Source organism: Serratia microhaemolytica, assembly GCF_004011885.1.
Lineage (GTDB): Bacteria > Pseudomonadota > Gammaproteobacteria > Enterobacterales > Enterobacteriaceae > Serratia_G > Serratia_G microhaemolytica.
The window spans coordinates 13,962-33,244 of record NZ_SBEF01000033.1 but is presented as its reverse complement, the minus strand read 5'-3'; the positions used below and the strand labels follow the sequence as shown (position 1 = coordinate 33,244).

Genomic DNA, 19,283 nt, shown 5'->3' with positions numbered 1-19,283 from the left:
TGATGCGCCGCTACCAGCGGTGAGACTGGGTAAAAACCAAGTCACCAGCGACAATCAACACGGATGCACGTTGAAGCGTGACGAGTACAAGTAAATTTTAATTTACAAATCAACCCATTATAGAAAATCGCGCTAGCGTATTTAACATGTTTGAAGCAATAGGCTGATCGGCGCGACATGTTAACACAACTCCAATCGAAAACCGCGCCCAAATCCCGATTTTTCTATACCACGCTGCATTAAGAAAAACCTTTTTTTCTATGCAATTACCTGCTTTTAAAAGCATATCGCTGGCAAGCGGTATAGCTAGTGTATTGTTTCTGCACGTTTGATGTTTGGAGGGTTGAACGCCTCTACCGTCCCCCCTCCTCGCTGCTGATTCAATGCGATACCGCCAAGCGATTGCTGACAGCGCCTCTGGCCTCGTATTGGCTGTCGTCGCCAGCCTCAGTCACGCCGTTGTTTCTCGGCTTCCCAACGCTCACTCAGTTCAGTTAATGCCTTATTGGCTTGCTGCCAGCGTGCAGAATCATGTAGCTGTTGACGCGTAAAACGGCCTCGGTGGTAAAGTTGCTGTGGTTTCTCTGTGCTGATTGGCGGCAGATTATCCAGCAAGCTAACCGCGCCTGCACGATGATTACAAACTAGGATCATGTCACAACCCGCATCCAACGCAGCTTGTCCGCGCTGGCTATAGCTGCCCATGATTGCTGCGCCTTCCATTGAAAGATCATCTGAGAAGATCACTCCCTCAAATGCCAATTCCTGACGCAAAATCTGTTTTAGCCAGTATGGCGAAGCACTGGCTGGGCGTTGATCTGCTGCGGTGTAGATCACGTGAGCTGGCATAATTGCGTCTAATCGTTGCCGTTCAATCAAGGTGCGGAATACCGACATGTCATGAGCGCGGATCTCGGCCAGTGGTCGCTCATCTTGTGGTGTCTCTTTGTGTGAATCAGCATTGACCGCACCATGCCCAGGAAAGTGTTTACCGGTGCTCTTCATGCCTGCACTGTGCATTCCCAGAATAAAGTGCTCTGCCATTACTATCGCCTGTTCTGGCTGATGGTGGAAAGCCCGTTCACCAATCGCACTACAGTGGTGGCCAATATCCAGCACCGGAGCAAAACTGATGTCGATATCTTGTGCCATCATCTCTGCCGCCATTAGCCAGCCTGCCTCTTCGGCTAGTCTTGCCCCTTCGGCGACGCTGTTCAATGCCGCAAATGACTGAGCAGCAGGTAATCGGGTGAAGCCTTGATGGAAACGCTGTACCCTTCCGCCCTCTTGATCCACCGCCACCAGTAGACGCTGGGGTGAAGTCGCGCGAATTTGCCGTACCAGTTCACCAAGCTGTTCAACATCATGGAAATTGCGGCTAAACAGGATCACCCCGCCAACAAGCGGATGTTGTAAAATCTCGCGTTCTTCTGCGTCCAGCTCATAGCTGGCAACATCTAACATCACTGGGCCCACAGCCACCTCACTTAACAAGAAAATTTAGTGGGCAGACAAAACTGACGATACAGTGCCGCCCCCTGTTGCAGTAGCGCACTATCTTGGCTCTGCTGCCAGCGTACTTCAAACCACATCAGCATCAGATAGTCTACCCACACCGCCCAACGCGCTATCTGCTGAGTGAGGCGAGCGAGATCACGATAACCGTGCTGGCTATAGTCAGATAAAAAAAGCCGTTGCTGTGTGGAGGAAAATTGATTGAAGCGAAACAGTGCCGCCAGCTCCAGTGCAATGTCACCATCAGCGGCATATTCCCAATCAATCAGTTGCAGTTTTCCTGCACTGTGCAGCAGGTTGTCGGCGTGGATGTCCATGTGCAGCGGTGCCAACATCAGTGGTGTCGGCATGTTGCCGTGGCTAAAGTAGCGCTGCCAGGCTAACCAACGCGGCGTCAAACGGCGACGATCAATCTGTTGCCAATAGGCAGCAAATTGCTGTTGCAAGTTAATCCGGTAACCGCTGCAACCACACTGGTGCAGTTGTGCCATCGTGGCTGCCAGTTGTCCATTGTAGAGGCAGGCATTAAATGTTTCTGGATCAACGCATTCCCCTGGCAACCACTCGACCAGCAACCATCCCGCCTGCTGCAAGATCACCCGTGGTGCTAATGGTGGGCCACAGCGTTTTAATGCTGCTGCTTCACGCCGACGGTTAATACCAAGCTGTTGTCGCTGCACGGTCTGAGGACGCGCCAACAACGACACTTTCTGGTCTGCAATACGCCAACTTTTACCACTCAGCCCTTCCACCAGGCTAATCTGGCAACTGTTGGCGTCTATTGTTGGCAAAAAGCGCCGGATCAATTGGCGTAGTTGCTGTTCAGTATCTGACACCACTTTCACCAGACCAGACAATTTCACCACTCTGCACCAGCATCAACTGCATATCGATGGTGGGCGCAGTGACATCACCGCTCACGTCGCTATACAGCACATACTGCGCACCAACAACACGCGCTAATCCGATCGCTTTACTGCGTGAAGCCAGGCTATCTTCTGCCGATAGTCCTAGTGTTTGTTGTGCATTGATCCACTCTTGTTGTGATACCAAAGTGAAGTGCGGGTTGGATGCCAATGCCCCATACAATGCGTCGGTTGCTTGTGAAATTTGTAGCGTACCGTTTGTGCTATTTTTTACCCCGTCCACCAGCAGTACACTGCCGGGTACGATTTCATCCGCAGACAGCATCTTTGCCACCAGTGGACGTAAGGTACTCTGCCAGTTAATCTGCTGGATTTTCGGCGGTGGTGGCACCACTTCCGGTGGCGCAGGTGGCTCGACCGGTATCACCTTTGGCGGCGGCGGTGGTGGCTCGACAGTGATCGGCGGGGTTACCGGTGCCGGTGGTCGCGCCAAGCAACCGGTTAACATCAACGCTACGAGCACTATTGATAGATACTTTTTCATTAACCCTTTTTACTCCAACAAATTACCAGCCCAAACCGCCATGTACTGAGCTGCTTTTTTAGTTTGCCAGCATTGGCCCTAATGGGCGTCCACCGACCAGATGCAGATGAATATGGTAAACTTCTTGACCGCCATGACGGTTGCAGTTGATGATTAATCGATAACCGTCTTCCGCTATTCCCTCCTGCTTGGCTATTTTAGCTGCCACCGTTAACATTCGCCCCAGAGCAGCTTCATGTTCCGCTTCGACTTGGTTAACTGTCGGGATCAGCACATTTGGCACAATAAGAATGTGCGTGGGTGCTGCTGGCGCAATGTCACGAAATGCTGTCACCAACTCATCTTGGTACAGCACATCAGCGGGAATTTCGCGCCGGATAATTTTACTAAAAATCGTCTCTTCAGCCATTGATAACTCCTTGCGATAGTAAATAGCAGCCGCTACAAGCAAAGGCTTCTGCCTATGCCAATTTGATTCAATCCATTATTGTGTTCGCTGGCAGCCGTTAAGGTGTGGCTGTCGCTCCCTTTTCCGCTAGGCGGGTAAGCAGTTTCTGATGAATACCACCAAAACCGCCGTTGCTCATCACCAAGATGTGGTCACCCGGTTGCGCACTTTTGACAATCATCTCAACCAACTGATCAACATCGGCACTCCAGTGTGCTGGCTGCATACACTCATCAGCCACTTCAATAACTTGCCACGGAATGTTGTCTGGTTGCAGTAAGAACACTTCATCAGCGCGCGCCAGTGAAGGAGCCAGTTCGTTTTTGCTGATGCCCATTTTCATAGTGTTAGAACGTGGTTCTAACACTGCTAAAATGCGCGCTATGCCGCCAACTTTACCACGCAATGCCGCCAATGTGGCGACGATAGCGGTAGGGTGATGGGCAAAATCATCATAAACAGTTACGCCGTCCGCTTCACCACGCAACTCAAGACGACGTCGGGCATTAATAAACTGTCCTAGTGCTTGGCACGCTTGGGCTGGCAATACGCCAACATGTTCAGCGGCAGCAATCGCCATCAACCCATTATGCATGTTGTGTTCACCAACCAGTGTCCAGTTCACTTCACCCACTTTTTCATTATGGTGAAACACTTCATAGTGGCTGGCATCGGTGGTCAGTTTGTGTGCCCGCCAAGCCCCCTCTTCACCCACCAAGCTCTGTTCACTCCAACACCCCATAGCGATGACCTGTTTAAGGTTGGCATCGCTATCAGGCAGAATAATTTTGCCGCTGCCTGGTACTAGGCGGACTAAATGGTGAAACTGTTTTTGGATCGCTTTCAGATCATCAAAAATATCAGCGTGATCAAACTCTAAATTGTTCATAATCAAGGTTCGGGGGCTGTAGTGAACAAATTTAGAACGCTTGTCAAAGAAGGCACTGTCATACTCGTCAGCTTCAATCACGAAGAATGGGCTGTCGCCTAGCCGTGCCGAAATATCAAAATTGCCGGGGACTCCGCCAATCACAAAACCAGGCTGGTAGCCGGAGGCTTCCAGTATCCATGTCAGCATTCCAGCAGTGGTGGTTTTACCGTGTGTCCCTGCTACGGCTAGCACCCAGCGATCGCGTAATACGTGATCATGTAACCACTGTGGCCCAGAGAGGTAATGTATGCCCTTTTCCAGTACCCTCTCAACACAAGGATTGCCACGTGCCATTGCATTACCGATGATCACCAGATCCGGTGTCGGCTCTAACTGAGCAGGATCATAACCCTGGATCAAATCAATTCCCTGCTGTTCCAGTAGGGTGCTCATTGGCGGGTAGACATTGGCATCCGAGCCGGTCACTCGGTGGCCTAGTGAACGAGCCAGCATCGCCAGTCCGCCCATGAAGGTACCGCAAATTCCAAGAATATGTATATGCATTGAGCTTCTCATGTAACTGCATTCAGGTGGATTGTATTCTAGCGCTAAGAATCGTTTAGAAGAAATGGATTTGCCTATGAAGCCGTCGCTGTTTTCAGATACACTGCTGACGAAAACGTAGGTGGTCAGTCGACTCACCACTATCCATCCGTAGATTCTGGGATTGTGTTATGAAAACGTTAGGCGAATTTATCGTCGAGAAACAGCAAGACTTCCCACACGCCACCGGCGAACTCACTGCCCTGCTTTCTGCAATAAAGTTAGGCGCAAAAATCATCCACCGTGATATCAATAAAGCCGGACTGGTTGATATTTTAGGAACCAGCGGTATTTCCAATGTTCAGGGCGAAGTGCAGATGAAGCTGGATCTGTTCGCCAATGAAAAGCTAAAAGCAGCACTACAGGCTCGTGGTGAAGTGGCCGGTATCGCCTCTGAAGAGGAAGACGAGATCGTGGTTTTCCAGGGTGAACGCGGCGAAAACGGTAAGTATGTGGTGTTGATGGATCCGCTCGACGGTTCATCAAATATCGATGTTAACGTCTCTGTTGGGACTATTTTTTCCATCTACCGACGGATCACACCGCTCGGTACCCCTGTCACTGAAGAGGATTTTCTCCAGCCTGGTCATGCCCAAGTTGCTGCCGGATACGTGGTTTATGGCTCATCCACCATGCTGGTTTACACTACTGGTTATGGTGTTCATGCCTTCACCTATGATCCTTCACTGGGGGTGTTCTGCCTCTCGCACGAGAAGGTGCGTTTTCCTGCTAAAGCCAATATGTACTCGATCAACGAAGGTAACTACATCAGGTTCCCACTCGGCGTGAAGAAGTATCTCAAGTATTGCCAAGAACAGGATGAGGCCACTTCGCGTCCTTACACCTCACGCTATATCGGCTCACTGGTGGCAGACTTTCACCGTAATCTACTCAAAGGCGGCATTTACATTTATCCTAGTACCGCCAGCCATCCGAACGGCAAATTACGGTTGCTATATGAATGCAATCCAATGGCTTTTTTGGCTGAACAGGCCGGTGGCAAAGCCAGCGATGGTCAACACCGTATTTTAGATATTGTGCCCACACAGTTGCACCAGCGCGTGCCCTTCTTCGTCGGTAGCCGTTCGATGGTAGAAGATGCTGAACGCTTTATGGCACAATTTCCGGACGAATAATCCCATTACATCGATCTTACAAAGGAAAGCAAAATGAGTTTGAATCAGGTTCCTGCGGGTAAAGCACTGCCAGAAGACATTTACGTTATTATCGAGATCCCTGCCAATGCTGATCCGATCAAATATGAAATTGACAAGGAGAGTGGTTCTCTATTTGTTGACCGTTTTATGTCCAGCGCAATGTTCTACCCGTGCAACTATGGTTATATTAACCACACGCTGTCACTCGATGGTGACCCAGTAGATGTTCTGGTTCCTACACCTTACCCGTTACAACCAGGCTCAGTGATCCGTTGCCGTCCTGTTGGTGTGTTAAAGATGACCGATGAAGCAGGCGAAGATGCAAAGCTGATCGCGGTGCCACACAGTAAGTTAAGCAAAGAGTATGACCATATTCAGGATGTGAACGATCTGCCTGAGCTGTTGAAGGCACAGATCGCACACTTCTTTGAACACTACAAAGATCTGGAAAAGGGTAAGTGGGTCAAAGTGGAAGGTTGGGCAGACGCTGCCGCTGCTAAAGCAGAGATTGTTGCCTCTTTTGAACGCGCACAGAACCCGTGATCACCAATCCAGTGACGCGCGGCAGCCAGCTTCTGTGGCTGCTCTGTCACTGAGTTAGCAGGTTGGTCACTAAACTGTCACCAGCGCTGATCAGCGCGTTTGCAGCTTCCAATCCAGAAGCTGCAAACTGTTTTGCCTGAGGAGCTATTCAGTGCTCATCAAGGCGTTTTAACCAATCACCACTCTCAATTCGTGGATAACCCTCTACGCTGTGCTTGTATAAGTAGATCCACGCACTGCCGTAAGGCGTTTGAATCAGTTCACGCTGGTAGTCTTTGGTGTTGTTTTTCAACTCATCCAACTCTGCCAGGATCGCTGAGTCGATACGATAAACTTCACACTGTATCGTACCCTCTCCAGGGATTGCCGCCGGATAGTGGCCCAGATCGTAGATCTGATAGCCCGCCAACCGGTGGTCACCTAGCCACTGTGCGTTGGTCATCCAATGACTATTACCCTGATTGCGTCGTAAACTGCCATAGACAATTATTCGCATTGCTTAAAACTCAAACTGATAAAGCACATCCAGCGCCTGATCAATACCAGAGACCGCTTCTAGGTACAACCTTGGCATCAGGCGATATCGCAACGTTAGCGTAGCCAGGGAGTCGAATATTCCGACTCCATACTTCACCTGTAATCCCGGCAGAACATAGCCACTCACCACCACCTGCGAGTTTTCACCGGCTCCTTCGGTATTCAGGGCAAGGTTACTGACGCCAAACGCCTCGCCGATTTTACCCACAAGTTGACCACTTTGTGCAAGTCCCATTCCAATTAACATGGCTGTCATTGCGTTGCCATCAGCACCGCTGCTATCCAAGCCTTGACCACGCAACAGATAAGAGAGCGCTTCTTGCTGTGACATGGCCGGATCAGAGAATACTTCCAGCCTCGGCGCATCCGCCATGCCAGTAACACGAACCCCTGCGGTGACTTCACCTTGTATCGAATTCGGGTTACGGATCGCCTCAATATTCAGCAGTGGCTGATCAGCCGGGCCAGAAAAGATCAATTGCCCTTGTCGTACCAGCAGATCTTGACCATAAGCACGGAAACGTCCAGAAGGGATGTTGATCTGCCCTGTTAATCCCAAACGATTACGCTCTTGTACTACACGTAAGTTGCCGCGTAGCATCGCATTTAGACCAAATGCTTCCAGACTCACATTATTACCAACACGGATCATTAAGTTGCTGTTAATTGGGATCGAGGTCGATGCAGGCTCTATCGGTTGCAGCTTACGGTTCAACATCACTTCGTCCGGCGAGATGCCAACTGCCGTTTCCGGTAATTCTTGTACTTTGATCCTGGCCCACGGAATATCAACCGAACCGTTCAGGGATAACAGGTTGGGTGTTGCTTCAAACACCAGATCCGGTGATACATCAATACGCACCATCGGTGGGATGGTCAGGCGCAACCGATCGCCTTTCGCCGCAACGCGTGCACGCCAAGCATTCAAATTACGCCAATCAGCTCCGCCACTGAGTGTCAGCTTCCCCTGAGTGGTCGCTAGTAGCCCATCTAAGCTTGAGGTCAGGCCGTCGAAATTGATCGCTAAGCGACCTTCAGTCATATCAAACGGCAACCAACTACTGACGATCGCCACCTTTTCCAGCGCTAAACGCCCAAATAGCTGTGGGTTTTGCACCTGGCCGCGTAGTTGTAAATTAGCGTTCAGTACCCCTTCGGCTTTTTCACCTCGTGCTAGGATCGGTTTCAGCAGTGCCAGCGAGAGGTTGTTGATGCTGATGTTACCGCCAAGTCCACGTCGCTGTTGTGGATCCGTCACTTGAATATTGCCCTGGAACTGACCGTTATTGTGCAGTTTAACCAGCCAATCCAGCTTCGCCAGCGTGTTGTTCAGCGCCAGATTGAGGTTCAACTTTTCAAAGCTGAGCGGTAACGCCGAACCTTGTACTTGTTGTACTAGCTTCACGCCATTGCCAATCAGCGAGAGCTGTGTTTGTGGCAAGCCACCATTCGGCTGCCAGCGAACATCAGCCTGACCAGTGAAACGCCCGGTTACCGCCGTATCTGCTTCTAGGAATGGCTGCACCATTGCCAAATCGAGGCGATTCAGCACCACTCTCGCTTCTCCACTGCTGCCCGCATCAATGCTGTTTGGCACGCAGAGTTGCGCATTCGGGTTATTCCAACAATGCGCGCCAATGCTGATCCGTTGAACCGTGTGACGGTAATCAAGCGCGATCGGCTGATTGGTTCGCCATTCACCGACTGGTGTGTCGAAACGAACATTAGCCAGGCTCGCACGCCAACGTTGCTGACTACGATCAAAACGCCCGTCAAGCGCTAACTGACCTGCCACCGGTTTGCCATCAATATTCAACGTTAAGCGATGCTGACGTTCATTTCCGTTGGCATTCAGTACCAGTTGTTTAATGCGCAGACCTTCTTGGCGAAGTTGTTCAACCCGCAATGTTAACTGACCTTGCACTTGCTCAGCGGAGCGTACATTTCCATCCAGCTTCACTTGCTTGATGCGCAGTTCTTGCCAACGCAGATTTTTTGCACTGATGTCAGCCAGCACCTGTGGTGCTTGTAAGTTACCGCTTAACCGTAATAGGCCTTTAATGTTACCAGCCAACCCTGGCAGTGCCCCATCCAGATGCTGTGCATCAACGTTGGCATCCAGTGCCCAATTTTTTTCATCCAATTGGCCGTTAATCGCCAGTTTGTTACGGCCCAGCGTCAGTTCAACGCCAGGGATGATCCACTGCCCAGCGGCGTTGCCACGTAATGAACCTCGCGCTGATAAGCTGTTTTGCTTCACTCGGCCATCGAGCCGCAGTTCCGGTACCTGTAGCTGCCAGTGACCGCCCTGTATACTGCCGCGCGTGGTAATTAATCCCTCTAATTGTGCGGGCCACTCCGGCCACTGTTTTGCGGTATTGATGCCACGCAATAGCAGTTGCGAGTTCCAGCTTAATGTGTTGCTCCAATCCACTACGCCGGAGAGATCGCTGTTACCGCCCAGTGCGCTAATACGCAAACGCTGTAAATTGAACTGTGTCAGATCACCTTTGCCATCGAGGAAGAGTCCGATATCAGGCAGTGCTTGGCCTTTAACTTGACCACGGGTAGAGAGCACGTAATTTGTGGCCTTACCGGTAAAGCGCAAGCGAAAATCCTGTAACTGATACGCTGCTTGACCGGTGAGTGGCCACCGTAGACGTTTACTCTCCACCGTCAGTGATAGTGGTAACCCCGCTTTGGCTAACTCCGTTTGCAGATCAAGCTGTGCCACTACCGGCCCCAATAGATTGAGTACCACTCTCTGCTGCTTGCGCAAATTGCCACTGATGTTGAGTTTAATTTGCTGCCCGTTCAGTGGTGCAACATTGAGCTTACTGCTCAATGTCATCGCCAGTGGCCAGTCATCATCTAATGTCGTCCCAGCCTGAACAAACAAGTTGCCTTGTGGCGCTTCAACAGTGAAGCGATCAAGCTGGATTTGCTGTCCACGGTTGCTGGCTTGTAACACGAGCTGATCAATCAGCAGTTCTGTATCACCACTGAGCCGCAGTTGTTCGCCTTTGATCTCGTCAATGGTCAGATCTAGCGGCAATATAATCTCCGGTAGTTGTGGCAGTAATGGCTTGGAAAACATTGCCTTAAGTTGCTCTACCAGTGGTGTCGCAGGTGCTGTTGGTGCTGTTGGTGCTGTTGGTGCAGGTTCGCTAGCTGCCGGCAATGCTATCGTCAAACCACGGATTGCCGTTGGCAGCAGTGTGAGTGATCGCTGTTGCCAGGCGGCGGCGGTTGTCAATTCAACCAGTGTCACGCGGGTTTCATCAACCGCGACATTGATGTTATTCAGTGCCACGTTACGTACACTGATCGGGTAGGGGGTGCTCAATTCAGTCAACGGTTGCGGGTTTGGCTCTGCGGTGCTGGCAACCATCTGTGCCGTTTTTACTACTACATCAACATCCTGTGTAACTAAACGATTAATGCACAATTCGCTACGTTGCAAACAACCCAGATCTAATCCGAATTGGAATTGTCCGGCATGTACCTCAACACCTGGCATCTGATAGCGGATGTCAGTTAAACGCAAATCACGCCAGCCACCACTCACGCTGCCAATTTCAAGCCCTGGCACCCAGCGAGCAGCACCGTGGATCAGCAGTTGTAAACCCGCAGGTGTGGCGACTAAAAATGTCACTAGCGCAATCAGCAGCAGAACTATAACTAGAAATCCTATCGCCAGTTTTTTCACCAGATTCATAGTTCTGGCCCCAAACCGATATAGAACTGCATTTTGCGGGTTTCGTCATCTCTGATCGGGACAGCAACATCCAGTTTTATTGGCCCAACCGGTGATTGCCAGCGGATACCCATGCCTGCGCCCGTTTTGATATCTTGCTGTTTGATGTCGTTAACCGCTTGTCCTCCATCAAAAAACATTGCTCCCCACCAGCGCCCAGTGAGGTTGTACTGATACTCGACTGACCCTACCATCAACTTTGAGGCTCCTGTCAATAATCCCGCCTCATCGCGCGGTGAAATACTCTGAAAACGGTAACCCCGTATACTGCGATCTCCTCCAGCAAAGAACCGTAGATCCGGCGGCACCTGTTCAAAGGTGTTCGTCTCGATCCAGCCAAATTGCGCTCGCGTGACAAAACGGTGTTTGTCTGCCAAGGTTCTTATCCAAGCGTTTTGTGCTTGCAGCAGTAAAAAGTCGACATCCGAACGCCAAAGGGAGTTGGATATATCGACTGAATAGCGCTGACTGTCTCCCCATTCTGGCATCAATCCGCCACGTACTCTGGTGCGGCTAACGCTGGCACCAGGGTAGAGCAACATAGTGTCATTACTCACCATCCCCTGGGTAAAGTGGTCTAGACGCCAGCTCAGGTTAATCGCACGCTGCCAGCCGGTTGACAGATCCCAGTTACGTGAAACGACCATTTTGGTACTGTCTGAACGGGTGTCGTTAAGATCGGTGCGTTTGAAGCCAGACTGTAACAAGTAATACTGCTCCAGTGGGCTACGCTGCAATGGGATACGGTAGCTCAAATCTAATTGTTGCTCTGGTTTAGAGAGGTTTGTGCTGACAGTAAAACTGTGACCACGATCATTAAGCCACGGTTTTCTCCAAGTTCCACGTACCCGTGGACCAATATCGGTAGAGAAACCAGCCCCCAGTTCCATAATGTTGCTGTTACGTGGTGTCAGTAACGCTTCGAGAGGCAAGACGCGATGTTCATCAACCGCACTAAAGTCAGGAGAGACCACTATCGAGTTAAACCAGCCAGTGGCAGATAAGCGACGGTTTAGCTCGGCCAAATCATTCGAGCTGTAGTAATCACCTTGGTTGAACGGTACCAGATTTTTCAAATAATCCTGACGAATCTGTCCACCGGTAAATTTTACCTTGCCAAAATAGTAACGCTCGCCGCTATCAAATTCGATATCCCAAAAGGCACGGCGTGAACGCTTCTCAACACCTAGCTGATTCCTAACCAAGTTGGCATCAAAGTAGCCTTTGCGCAGTGCCAGGCCGCTCAGAGAATCTCTGAAACTGTCATATTTGCCGTGATTCAGAATTTCACCGATGGTCGGTTCACTGATACTGACCAATTCTTGGTAATCTTCATCGTACTGGGCTGCACCTGATAGCTTGATCTGTGATCCGGCGATGCGCACGGGTTCACCAGGATCAACTTTCACCAACAACTGTGGCGGTAGCAGTTTCCGTTTATCGTTAAAAGTAAAGTCTATTGTGGGTTCATAGTAGCCTAATGGCCTTAACCCTTGGCGGATCGCTGTTTCAATCCGAGCGCGCGAACGTCCCTCTGCACTAACCTCCTCAGGTGCAATCGCTGAAAGACGGGCCTGGACGTTTCTATCCAGTTCTCCTGTCAATCCTTCCACCTTCAACTGTATATTCGCAGCCAACAGTGATGGCGAAATCAATAGCGTACCTAAGACGCAAAGAACACGGTATAGTGACACTCATTACCTCAAAATTATTTTCTACCAATATCTTTGCTCAGCAGCAGACAAAACGTGCATCATGAAAATGTCTGCCGGTAGCGGTACTCAATCATCTGGTTACTGCCGCAAGCGTTCATCTGTTGCTATTGTGCTAGCGTTTGCCATAGCTTGCGTTTGCTCTACCTTGGATGTCGATGAGGCATTGTTGATTTTTCAAGCTAAAATCTCTGTATTAAACTTGTACAACAACACAATATAGGGCTTTATTGTGGACAAAGACGCCGCGAGTTACAACTGACGCTTGTTGCAATTGTGCCCCATTTGACAGTAACAGGGTGCCATCGTAATGAAATTTTTTGTAAAGTCAGCACACTCTGCTCACAAAACATCAACGGCCTGCTCACGTTCACTGCATCGCCATAATCGGAAGTTGGAGAGGTTGAAGTGGGAGAGGTTAATGACCGTCCGCTGTAGCAACAACCGACTTCAATCTGGATGATTCGGGTGAACTGTTCTGCCATTGGCAGTGATTGGATGTTATCAAAACAACAGCACGGTTGCGCTTGTTCTGCCAATACCGACAGTCTAAGTGCAGCCACCGAAAGTGGGTGGATTGTTATCTAACTCACTGTGACCTATACCGATACCTATTCAGTAAGTCGAGCCTGTTGGCAGTGCGCATTTTTGCAGGCAGAATATCGACGTATGTATTAATAACCAAGTTAATGGTACGGTATTACCCCTAAAAAGTGTGCCGCCCTCGATCGGCAGCAATGGATAGATTATGTTAAACAGTATGTTACTGATTTTTCTTTTGATCGCTATCAGCGCGTTTTTCTCAATGTCGGAAATTTCTCTGGCGGCATCGCGTAAAATCAAACTTAAACAGATGGCAGATGAAGGCAACATCAATGCTGCCAGGGTGCTGAAATTACTTGAAACCCCCGGCATCTTTTTTACCGTTGTGCAGATTGGCCTCAATGCAGTCGCCATTCTTGGCGGTATTATCGGCGATGCAGCTCTGTCGCCGACTTTCAAAGTGCTGTTTGAGCGCTTTCTTTCCCCCCAGGTTGCCGAGCAATCAAGTTCAATCTTCTCGTTTGTGCTAGTCACCAGTTTGTTTATTCTGCTAGCCGATTTGATGCCCAAACGCATTGGCATGATTGCACCAGAGAGTATCGCGGTGCGTATTATCGGGCCAATGCTGTTGTCAATCATGCTACTGCGGCCATTGGTTTGGTGCTTTAACGGCATCGCAAATTTGGTCTTTCGTCTGTTTAAACTGCCGATGGTACGCAAGGATGATATCACCTCTGACGATATCTATGCCGTGGTAGAGGCCGGCGTGCTAGCCGGTGTGTTGCGTAAGCAGGAACATGAGTTGATTGAGAATGTGTTTGAGCTGGAATCACGCACAGTGCCCTCCTCAATGACTTCACGTGAGAGCGTGATCTATTTTGATTTGCGTGAAAGTGAAGAGAGTATCAAGCAGAAGATTGCTATTCATCCACACTCTAAATTTCTGGTTTGTGATGGCCATATCGATCAGGTGGTCGGTTATGTTGACTCAAAAGATCTGCTCAATCGGGTATTGGGTAATCAGAGCTTGGTGCTGAGCAGTGGAGTGCAAATTCGCTCCGCGCTGATTGTGCCTGATACCTTAACCCTTTCCGAAGCGCTCGACAGCTTTAAAACTGCCGGTGAAGATTTTGCCGTGATCCTGAACGAGTATGCACTGGTGGTCGGGATTATCACACTCAATGATGTAATGACAACGCTGATGGGGGATCTGCTGGGTCAGGGCCAGGAGGAGCAGATCGTTTCTCGCGATGAAAACTCTTGGTTGATTGAAGGGGGGACGCCAATCGAAGATGTGATGCGCGTGCTCAATATTGATGAGTTCCCGGAAGCGGGCAATTATGAAACCATCGGTGGTTTTATGATGTACATGCTGCGCAAAATTCCGAAGCGTACCGATTTCGTCAAGTATGCTGGATTCAAATTTGAAGTAGTGGATATCGATAGTTACAAGATCGACCAGTTGCTGGTCACCAAACTGCTGGAAAAGAACTCGCTGGCTGTCACTAAACCGAATGAAGGCGAGAGTTAACGATTTATCACCGTCAGGCACGAGCCGTGGTGATACCGACAGCGCTCAGAAACCACATTTCATGCTGAATCAATGTGGATTTTGAGCGCTGACAATACCCAACAACCTTCCTTAGCCAAACGAGTGCCTGTTAACGTTGAACCACACTGAGCGTGGCATAAGCTTTGTATTCCCCAGGCGCTGTCTCTTTTGCACCACACAAACGAAACGCCAGGCTGCCTTCTATAGTCGCTTGCTCGGTCGGTTCTACTGCCGGCAGTTTCAAACCGTCACGACCATCAAAGTAGATCGTGTTGGCACTCTCTTCTGAACAATTGGCTGGTGGTGAGGACGACCAGTTACCGGTAACCGACAACTTGTTGCCGCTCTCCGCCACCCCGAGATATTTAGCATTGCCACTCATTGCTTGTGAACTGCCAGTTGCCGTCATTGACAGATAGGGGATCATCGGAACATTTGCAGAAATATCCCCATCAGCACAAGATACGCTATAACCAATGACATCCGTATCCACAGTTGAATCAAGTTCGATGCTGTTTCTTGACAACGCCAAGCTACAGGAGTAACTGGCAACAGTGACATTAATCCCATCGACCAACACCGTAGAAAGATCTCCTCGACCATTTAACGAGGTGTCAATATGCATTAATCGGCTGACTGAATAATGTCCTGGTTTCAGACCACCGCTAGGTGCATCGATCAGGAAATGGACTCTCAGTGATGAAGAACGGCTCGCATTAGCTTGATAAAAAGGGTATGTCCCTACTCCCTTAACAACATTGGGACAATGCACAAGATTCTGCTCGCCAAATGTGCCATCTGGCAACGAGTTGAGTCCGTAGCCTTGTTTATTGATATACCAATAGTTCCGCCATGCTCCCACCAAAAAAGTCAGTGAGCCTAGCATTGTCTGGCCATTGGCCAGCTTACGCTCCCAATCACCCAAACCGTGAGCCAGCACCACTCCCCCTACTGTTCCATTAGCGTTGTTTGGTTTCAGTTTGAAACCATATACTTGACTGTATCCCTTAGCGATAGCGAAGTTATTTTGGGTCGATGAACAGCCACTAGAGAATGGACTGATCGCGGGAAAACCAAAATCTACTGCTGATCCAGCATCATACAATGGGCCACTTAAGCTTGATGTCACCAGTTCGCTTGCCCCAATAAGGCCGGATTTCCCACTAGGAACCACAACCTCAAGTATTCGTGCCGTAGCAATGCTCGCCATACTGCTACTGAGTAACATCCCCAAAAGTAACCGCCAGTGACGACGCTGTATGGTATAACGCGCTGCTATCCTCAAGCTAGACATAACCATTACTGAACGATTACTGCTCGCTTGCAGGCCAACCAGTTTGGTCAATCGGTTACTCTTCACTTTCACTTTTACTTTCCCCGTTAAATCCCATCCAGATGATTTGTCTAAAAAAACCAAGCATGTAAACAGCCACTCGGTGTGATGCGACTTAACATGTCGCCTCTGATGCTGCCATCACGCAAAATAGGTGATGACAACCAACAAAATCATTATTTTATAATTAATTGACAAATAGAATGGCGATCATGTAACAAACTTTATTTATTAATAAAAAATTATTAATAATGGATTGATTTTTCATAACCTCTTAATTACCAATTATTTGATTAAAATACGATCAAACAGCTACTGCCCGTGTCCGAGAACCCTGTTTCAAGAACCCTGTATAGTGGTAAGCCCTAGGCGGTATGGTTGTGAGAGAAAATCAAATTTGAAGTAGTGGATATCGATAGTTACAAAACTGACCAGTTGCTGGTCACCAAACTGCAGGAAAAGAACTCGCTGGCTGTCACTAAACCGAATGACGGCGAGAGTTAACGATTTATCACCGTCAGGTACGAACCGTTGTGGTACCGACAGCGCTCAGAAACCACATTTCACGCTGAATCAATGTGGATTTTGCGCGCTGACAATAGCCAACAACCTTCCTTAGCTAAGCGAAGGCCTGTTAACGTTGAACCACACTGAGCGTGGCATAAGCTCTGTAGTCCCCGGTTGCCGCCTCTTTAGCGCCACATAAACGAAACGCCAGATTACCTTCAGTGGTGATGTTTTGAGTAGGCTCCACTGTAGGCAGTTCCTGACCATCACGACCATCAAAGTAGATCGTACGGGGGCCCTCTTCTGAACAATTGGCTGGCGGTGACGACGACCAGCTACCAACCACCGATAACTTGTTGCCACTCTCTACCACACCAAGATGTTTCGCATCTGCACTTAAGCCTTGTGAACTGCCACTCGCACTCAGTGATAGATAGGGGATCATTTTAATATTTGAAGAGGGAGTGCCATCACTACAAGATACCCTATAGCCAATGACATCCGTATCCTGAGTGCTATCAAGTTCAACCCTGTTTCTTGACAACACCAAACTACAGGAGTAGTTGGCAACAATGACATTAATCCCGTCGACCAGCAGATTAGAAAGATCTCCTTTACCATTTAACGAAGTATCAATGTGCAGTAATTTGTTGATTGAATAATATCCCGGTCGTAGCCCACCGTTAGGCGCATCTATCAGGAATACCACTCTCAGTGATGAAGAACGGGTTGCACTAGCGTTATAGAAAGGATATGAACCTGCTCCCAGTACAACATTGGGACAATTTATAAAATTTTGGTCACTGAAAGTGCCGTCTGATAACGAACTTAATCGGTCTCTCTTACCATTGACATTCCAAGTATTCTGCCATGCTCCCTGGATAAAATTAACCACGCCGACCATCCTCTGTCCACTGGAAAGCGTGCGTTCCCAGCTACCTGAACCGTGCACCAGCAACACACCACCAGCCGTTCCGTTAATATCCGTTGGCTTCAGCCTGAAGCCATACACCTGACTGTATCCCTTAGCGATTGCGAAATCATGGCGGCTCGCCGAACAACCGTTAGAGAATAGACTGACTGCAGGAAAACCAAAATCCACCACCGCGCCAGCATCATACAGTGGACCACTTAAGGTTGATGTCACCACATCTGTTTGTCCAACGATACCGGCTCTTCCACTAGGAACTACGACATCAAGTGTCCGGGCGGTGGCAACTATCGCACTGGCACTGAGCAACATACCCGAAAGTAACTGCCAGTGATACCGCGATAGCCTAGAACGCCTTATCACCCTCAACTTAGATAGAGCGATTGCTGAACGATTGTTTATCGATTGCAGGCCAAATAGCCAGGTTAATCTGTTACTGCTCATTTTCACTTTCCCCGCTAAATCTCATCCAGATGATTTGCTTAAAAAACCAAATGGTACAAAAGACCACTCGGTGTCACTCGACTGAAAACATTGCAACCCGATCCCCGTCACGCAAAACACGTGACAACAACAGACAACATTATGATTTTACGGTTTCTTTATAAATCGAAGTCTCCGCTATGTAACTACCTTGTGCTGTTGATAACAAATTGTTTGTTACGCGCCAATTTTTATCATAACCTCTTATTTGTTGCAATTTACTTATGACTCTATTGACAGATTGCTGCCATCGTCCAAAAAGTTAGTAACGCACAGTGACAAGCTAAGTGCCAAGTGAATTGACCGGATTGCTAGCCGAGCAAGCACACTTGCGATAGCTGCATGGTCGCAAGCACGGTTGAGGCATAACAGCGACTGCTGTGAAAAAATACCCAAGATAGAAAAACTGTTCTAAGCTGTTTAACATCATGACAGAATTTGAATATTCTGCTGTCAAGCATGTTTTGTTTAACTGATGTTAATAAATAGGCGCGATGAAGAATTGCCAACCCCCTTCCCTTCTGTTATTTATAGCGGCCTATTTTTCCCGTAAGGGACTTAACAACCCCTGAGTATGACCTGAGCTGCTCCAGCTCTGAGCAGGTAGCAGATAAGTAGTGCGCTGATTATTGATATCAGTAACTTATTGATGCATTGTCAAAAACACAAAATCTTGTCTATTACCTTGTGGCAAGCTGCATTTAGAATGGCAGGTAACATGGTGATCGCAGGGGATATCCGGGTGACTAGACGTTGGTCATCAGTGCGTAAGAGGGTTAGTGCTGTCGTATTTGCCACTAAAAACAGCCAAGCACTCAATGAGTAACGTGTAGTCGCACCGATACAATGTATATGTATGTTAGGAGAGAAGTAAGATGCAAGAAGGGCAAACCCGCAAAACTTCGTCCTTGAGCATTCTCGCCATCGCTGGGGTGGAGCCATACCAAGAGAAGCCGGGCGAAGAGTACATGAACGAGGCCCAGTTGTTACATTTTAAACGCATTCTTGAAGCTTGGCGTAACCAGCTAAGGAGTGAAGTTGACCGTACTGTCTCGCACATGCAAGAAGAGGCCGCCAATTTCCCTGATCCTGCCGATCGTGCGACACAGGAAGAGGAATTTAGCCTCGAGCTACGTAATCGGGATCGTGAACGAAAATTGATAAAAAAAATCGAGAAGACGCTAAAAAAGGTCGAAGACGAAGATTTTGGCTACTGTGAATCCTGCGGTGTTGAGATTGGTGTTCGCCGCCTTGAAGCGCGACCAACAGCCGATCTCTGCATAGACTGCAAGACACTGGCCGAAATCCGCGAAAAACAGATGGCAGGCTAAACCAACGTTGCCAACATGGTGCGTGCTGAAGACACGCGCCATGACAACCC

14 protein-coding genes are annotated in these 19,283 nt (G+C 49.0%); 4 read left to right on the top strand and 10 right to left on the bottom strand.

The window, feature by feature from the left end; translation table 11 throughout:
• Positions 1-447: 447 nt before the first annotated feature.
• The 5 genes from nagZ to mpl all read right to left on the bottom strand — a co-directional run bounded on the left by nagZ (position 448) and on the right by mpl (position 4,808).
• Positions 448-1,464, bottom strand: coding sequence for a beta-N-acetylhexosaminidase (gene nagZ / locus EOJ37_RS10880; protein ID WP_127959956.1), 1,017 nt, complete (start codon positions 1,462-1,464; stop codon positions 448-450).
• Between the two features lie 23 nt (positions 1,465-1,487).
• Complete coding sequence (locus tag EOJ37_RS10875) at positions 1,488-2,378, bottom strand: phosphotransferase (RefSeq protein WP_240651703.1); 891 nt, start codon at positions 2,376-2,378, stop codon at positions 1,488-1,490.
• Positions 2,338-2,925, bottom strand: coding sequence for a penicillin-binding protein activator LpoB (lpoB, locus tag EOJ37_RS10870; RefSeq protein ID WP_127959941.1), 588 nt, complete (start codon positions 2,923-2,925; stop codon positions 2,338-2,340). Before lpoB ends, EOJ37_RS10875 begins: the two co-directional genes overlap by 41 nt.
• A gap of 58 nt (positions 2,926-2,983) precedes the next feature.
• A complete protein-coding gene (gene hinT, locus EOJ37_RS10865) occupies positions 2,984-3,334 on the bottom strand; it encodes a purine nucleoside phosphoramidase (protein ID WP_127959940.1) in 351 nt (116 codons plus the stop codon).
• 97 nt (positions 3,335-3,431) lie between these two features.
• Positions 3,432-4,808: a UDP-N-acetylmuramate:L-alanyl-gamma-D-glutamyl-meso-diaminopimelate ligase gene (gene mpl, locus EOJ37_RS10860; RefSeq protein WP_127959939.1), complete on the bottom strand. Its 1,377-nt coding sequence runs from the start codon at positions 4,806-4,808 to the stop codon at positions 3,432-3,434.
• Between the two features lie 170 nt (positions 4,809-4,978).
• Here mpl and fbp point away from each other — a divergent pair, with 170 nt between their 5' ends.
• Positions 4,979-5,983, top strand: a complete 1,005-nt coding sequence (fbp, locus tag EOJ37_RS10855; protein WP_127959938.1) for a class 1 fructose-bisphosphatase — start codon at positions 4,979-4,981, stop codon at positions 5,981-5,983.
• Positions 5,984-6,016: 33 nt separating this feature from the next.
• Positions 6,017-6,547, top strand: coding sequence for an inorganic diphosphatase (ppa, locus tag EOJ37_RS10850; RefSeq protein WP_127959937.1), 531 nt, complete (start codon positions 6,017-6,019; stop codon positions 6,545-6,547).
• 148 nt (positions 6,548-6,695) lie between these two features.
• Here ppa and EOJ37_RS10845 read toward each other — a convergent pair whose 3' ends face one another.
• From EOJ37_RS10845 to tamA, 3 genes are read right to left on the bottom strand one after another with little or no spacing between them, the layout of a single operon-like run.
• A complete protein-coding gene (locus tag EOJ37_RS10845; RefSeq protein WP_127959936.1) occupies positions 6,696-7,043 on the bottom strand; it encodes a gamma-glutamylcyclotransferase family protein in 348 nt (115 codons plus the stop codon).
• Positions 7,044-7,046: 3 nt separating this feature from the next.
• On the bottom strand, positions 7,047-10,802 hold the full coding sequence (gene tamB, locus EOJ37_RS10840; RefSeq protein WP_127959935.1) for an autotransporter assembly complex protein TamB: 3,756 nt from the start codon (positions 10,800-10,802) through the stop codon (positions 7,047-7,049).
• Complete coding sequence (gene tamA, locus EOJ37_RS10835; RefSeq protein ID WP_127959934.1) at positions 10,799-12,535, bottom strand: autotransporter assembly complex protein TamA; 1,737 nt, start codon at positions 12,533-12,535, stop codon at positions 10,799-10,801. Before tamA ends, tamB begins: the two co-directional genes overlap by 4 nt.
• Before the next feature lie 766 nt (positions 12,536-13,301).
• Between tamA and paeA the strand changes: the two genes are divergently transcribed.
• Entirely contained in the window at positions 13,302-14,627 is a 1,326-nt protein-coding gene (paeA, locus tag EOJ37_RS10830; protein WP_127959933.1) for a polyamine export protein PaeA, read from the top strand.
• 130 nt (positions 14,628-14,757) lie between these two features.
• Here the strand turns inward: paeA and EOJ37_RS10825 are convergent, their stop codons facing one another.
• Both EOJ37_RS10825 and EOJ37_RS10820 read right to left on the bottom strand, forming a co-directional pair.
• Positions 14,758-16,014, bottom strand: a complete 1,257-nt coding sequence (locus EOJ37_RS10825) for a hypothetical protein (RefSeq protein ID WP_127959932.1) — start codon at positions 16,012-16,014, stop codon at positions 14,758-14,760.
• Between the two features lie 601 nt (positions 16,015-16,615).
• Positions 16,616-17,863: a hypothetical protein gene (locus tag EOJ37_RS10820; protein ID WP_127959931.1), complete on the bottom strand. Its 1,248-nt coding sequence runs from the start codon at positions 17,861-17,863 to the stop codon at positions 16,616-16,618.
• A gap of 914 nt (positions 17,864-18,777) precedes the next feature.
• Here EOJ37_RS10820 and dksA point away from each other — a divergent pair.
• Complete coding sequence (gene dksA, locus EOJ37_RS10815) at positions 18,778-19,233, top strand: RNA polymerase-binding protein DksA (RefSeq protein ID WP_127959930.1); 456 nt, start codon at positions 18,778-18,780, stop codon at positions 19,231-19,233.
• The last annotated feature ends 50 nt before the right edge of the window (positions 19,234-19,283 follow it).

Coding starts and splice junctions, on each gene's coding strand:
- nagZ (WP_127959956.1), bottom strand. CDS start 1,464: ATGTTAGATGTTGCCAGCTATGAGCTGGACGCAGAAGAACGCGAGATT.
- lpoB (WP_127959941.1), bottom strand. CDS start 2,925: ATGAAAAAGTATCTATCAATAGTGCTCGTAGCGTTGATGTTAACCGGT.
- hinT (WP_127959940.1), bottom strand. CDS start 3,334: ATGGCTGAAGAGACGATTTTTAGTAAAATTATCCGGCGCGAAATTCCC.
- mpl (WP_127959939.1), bottom strand. CDS start 4,808: ATGCATATACATATTCTTGGAATTTGCGGTACCTTCATGGGCGGACTG.
- fbp (WP_127959938.1), top strand. CDS start 4,979: ATGAAAACGTTAGGCGAATTTATCGTCGAGAAACAGCAAGACTTCCCA.
- ppa (WP_127959937.1), top strand. CDS start 6,017: ATGAGTTTGAATCAGGTTCCTGCGGGTAAAGCACTGCCAGAAGACATT.
- EOJ37_RS10845 (WP_127959936.1), bottom strand. CDS start 7,043: ATGCGAATAATTGTCTATGGCAGTTTACGACGCAATCAGGGTAATAGT.
- tamB (WP_127959935.1), bottom strand. CDS start 10,802: ATGAATCTGGTGAAAAAACTGGCGATAGGATTTCTAGTTATAGTTCTG.
- paeA (WP_127959933.1), top strand. CDS start 13,302: ATGTTAAACAGTATGTTACTGATTTTTCTTTTGATCGCTATCAGCGCG.
- EOJ37_RS10820 (WP_127959931.1), bottom strand. CDS start 17,863: ATGAGCAGTAACAGATTAACCTGGCTATTTGGCCTGCAATCGATAAAC.
- dksA (WP_127959930.1), top strand. CDS start 18,778: ATGCAAGAAGGGCAAACCCGCAAAACTTCGTCCTTGAGCATTCTCGCC.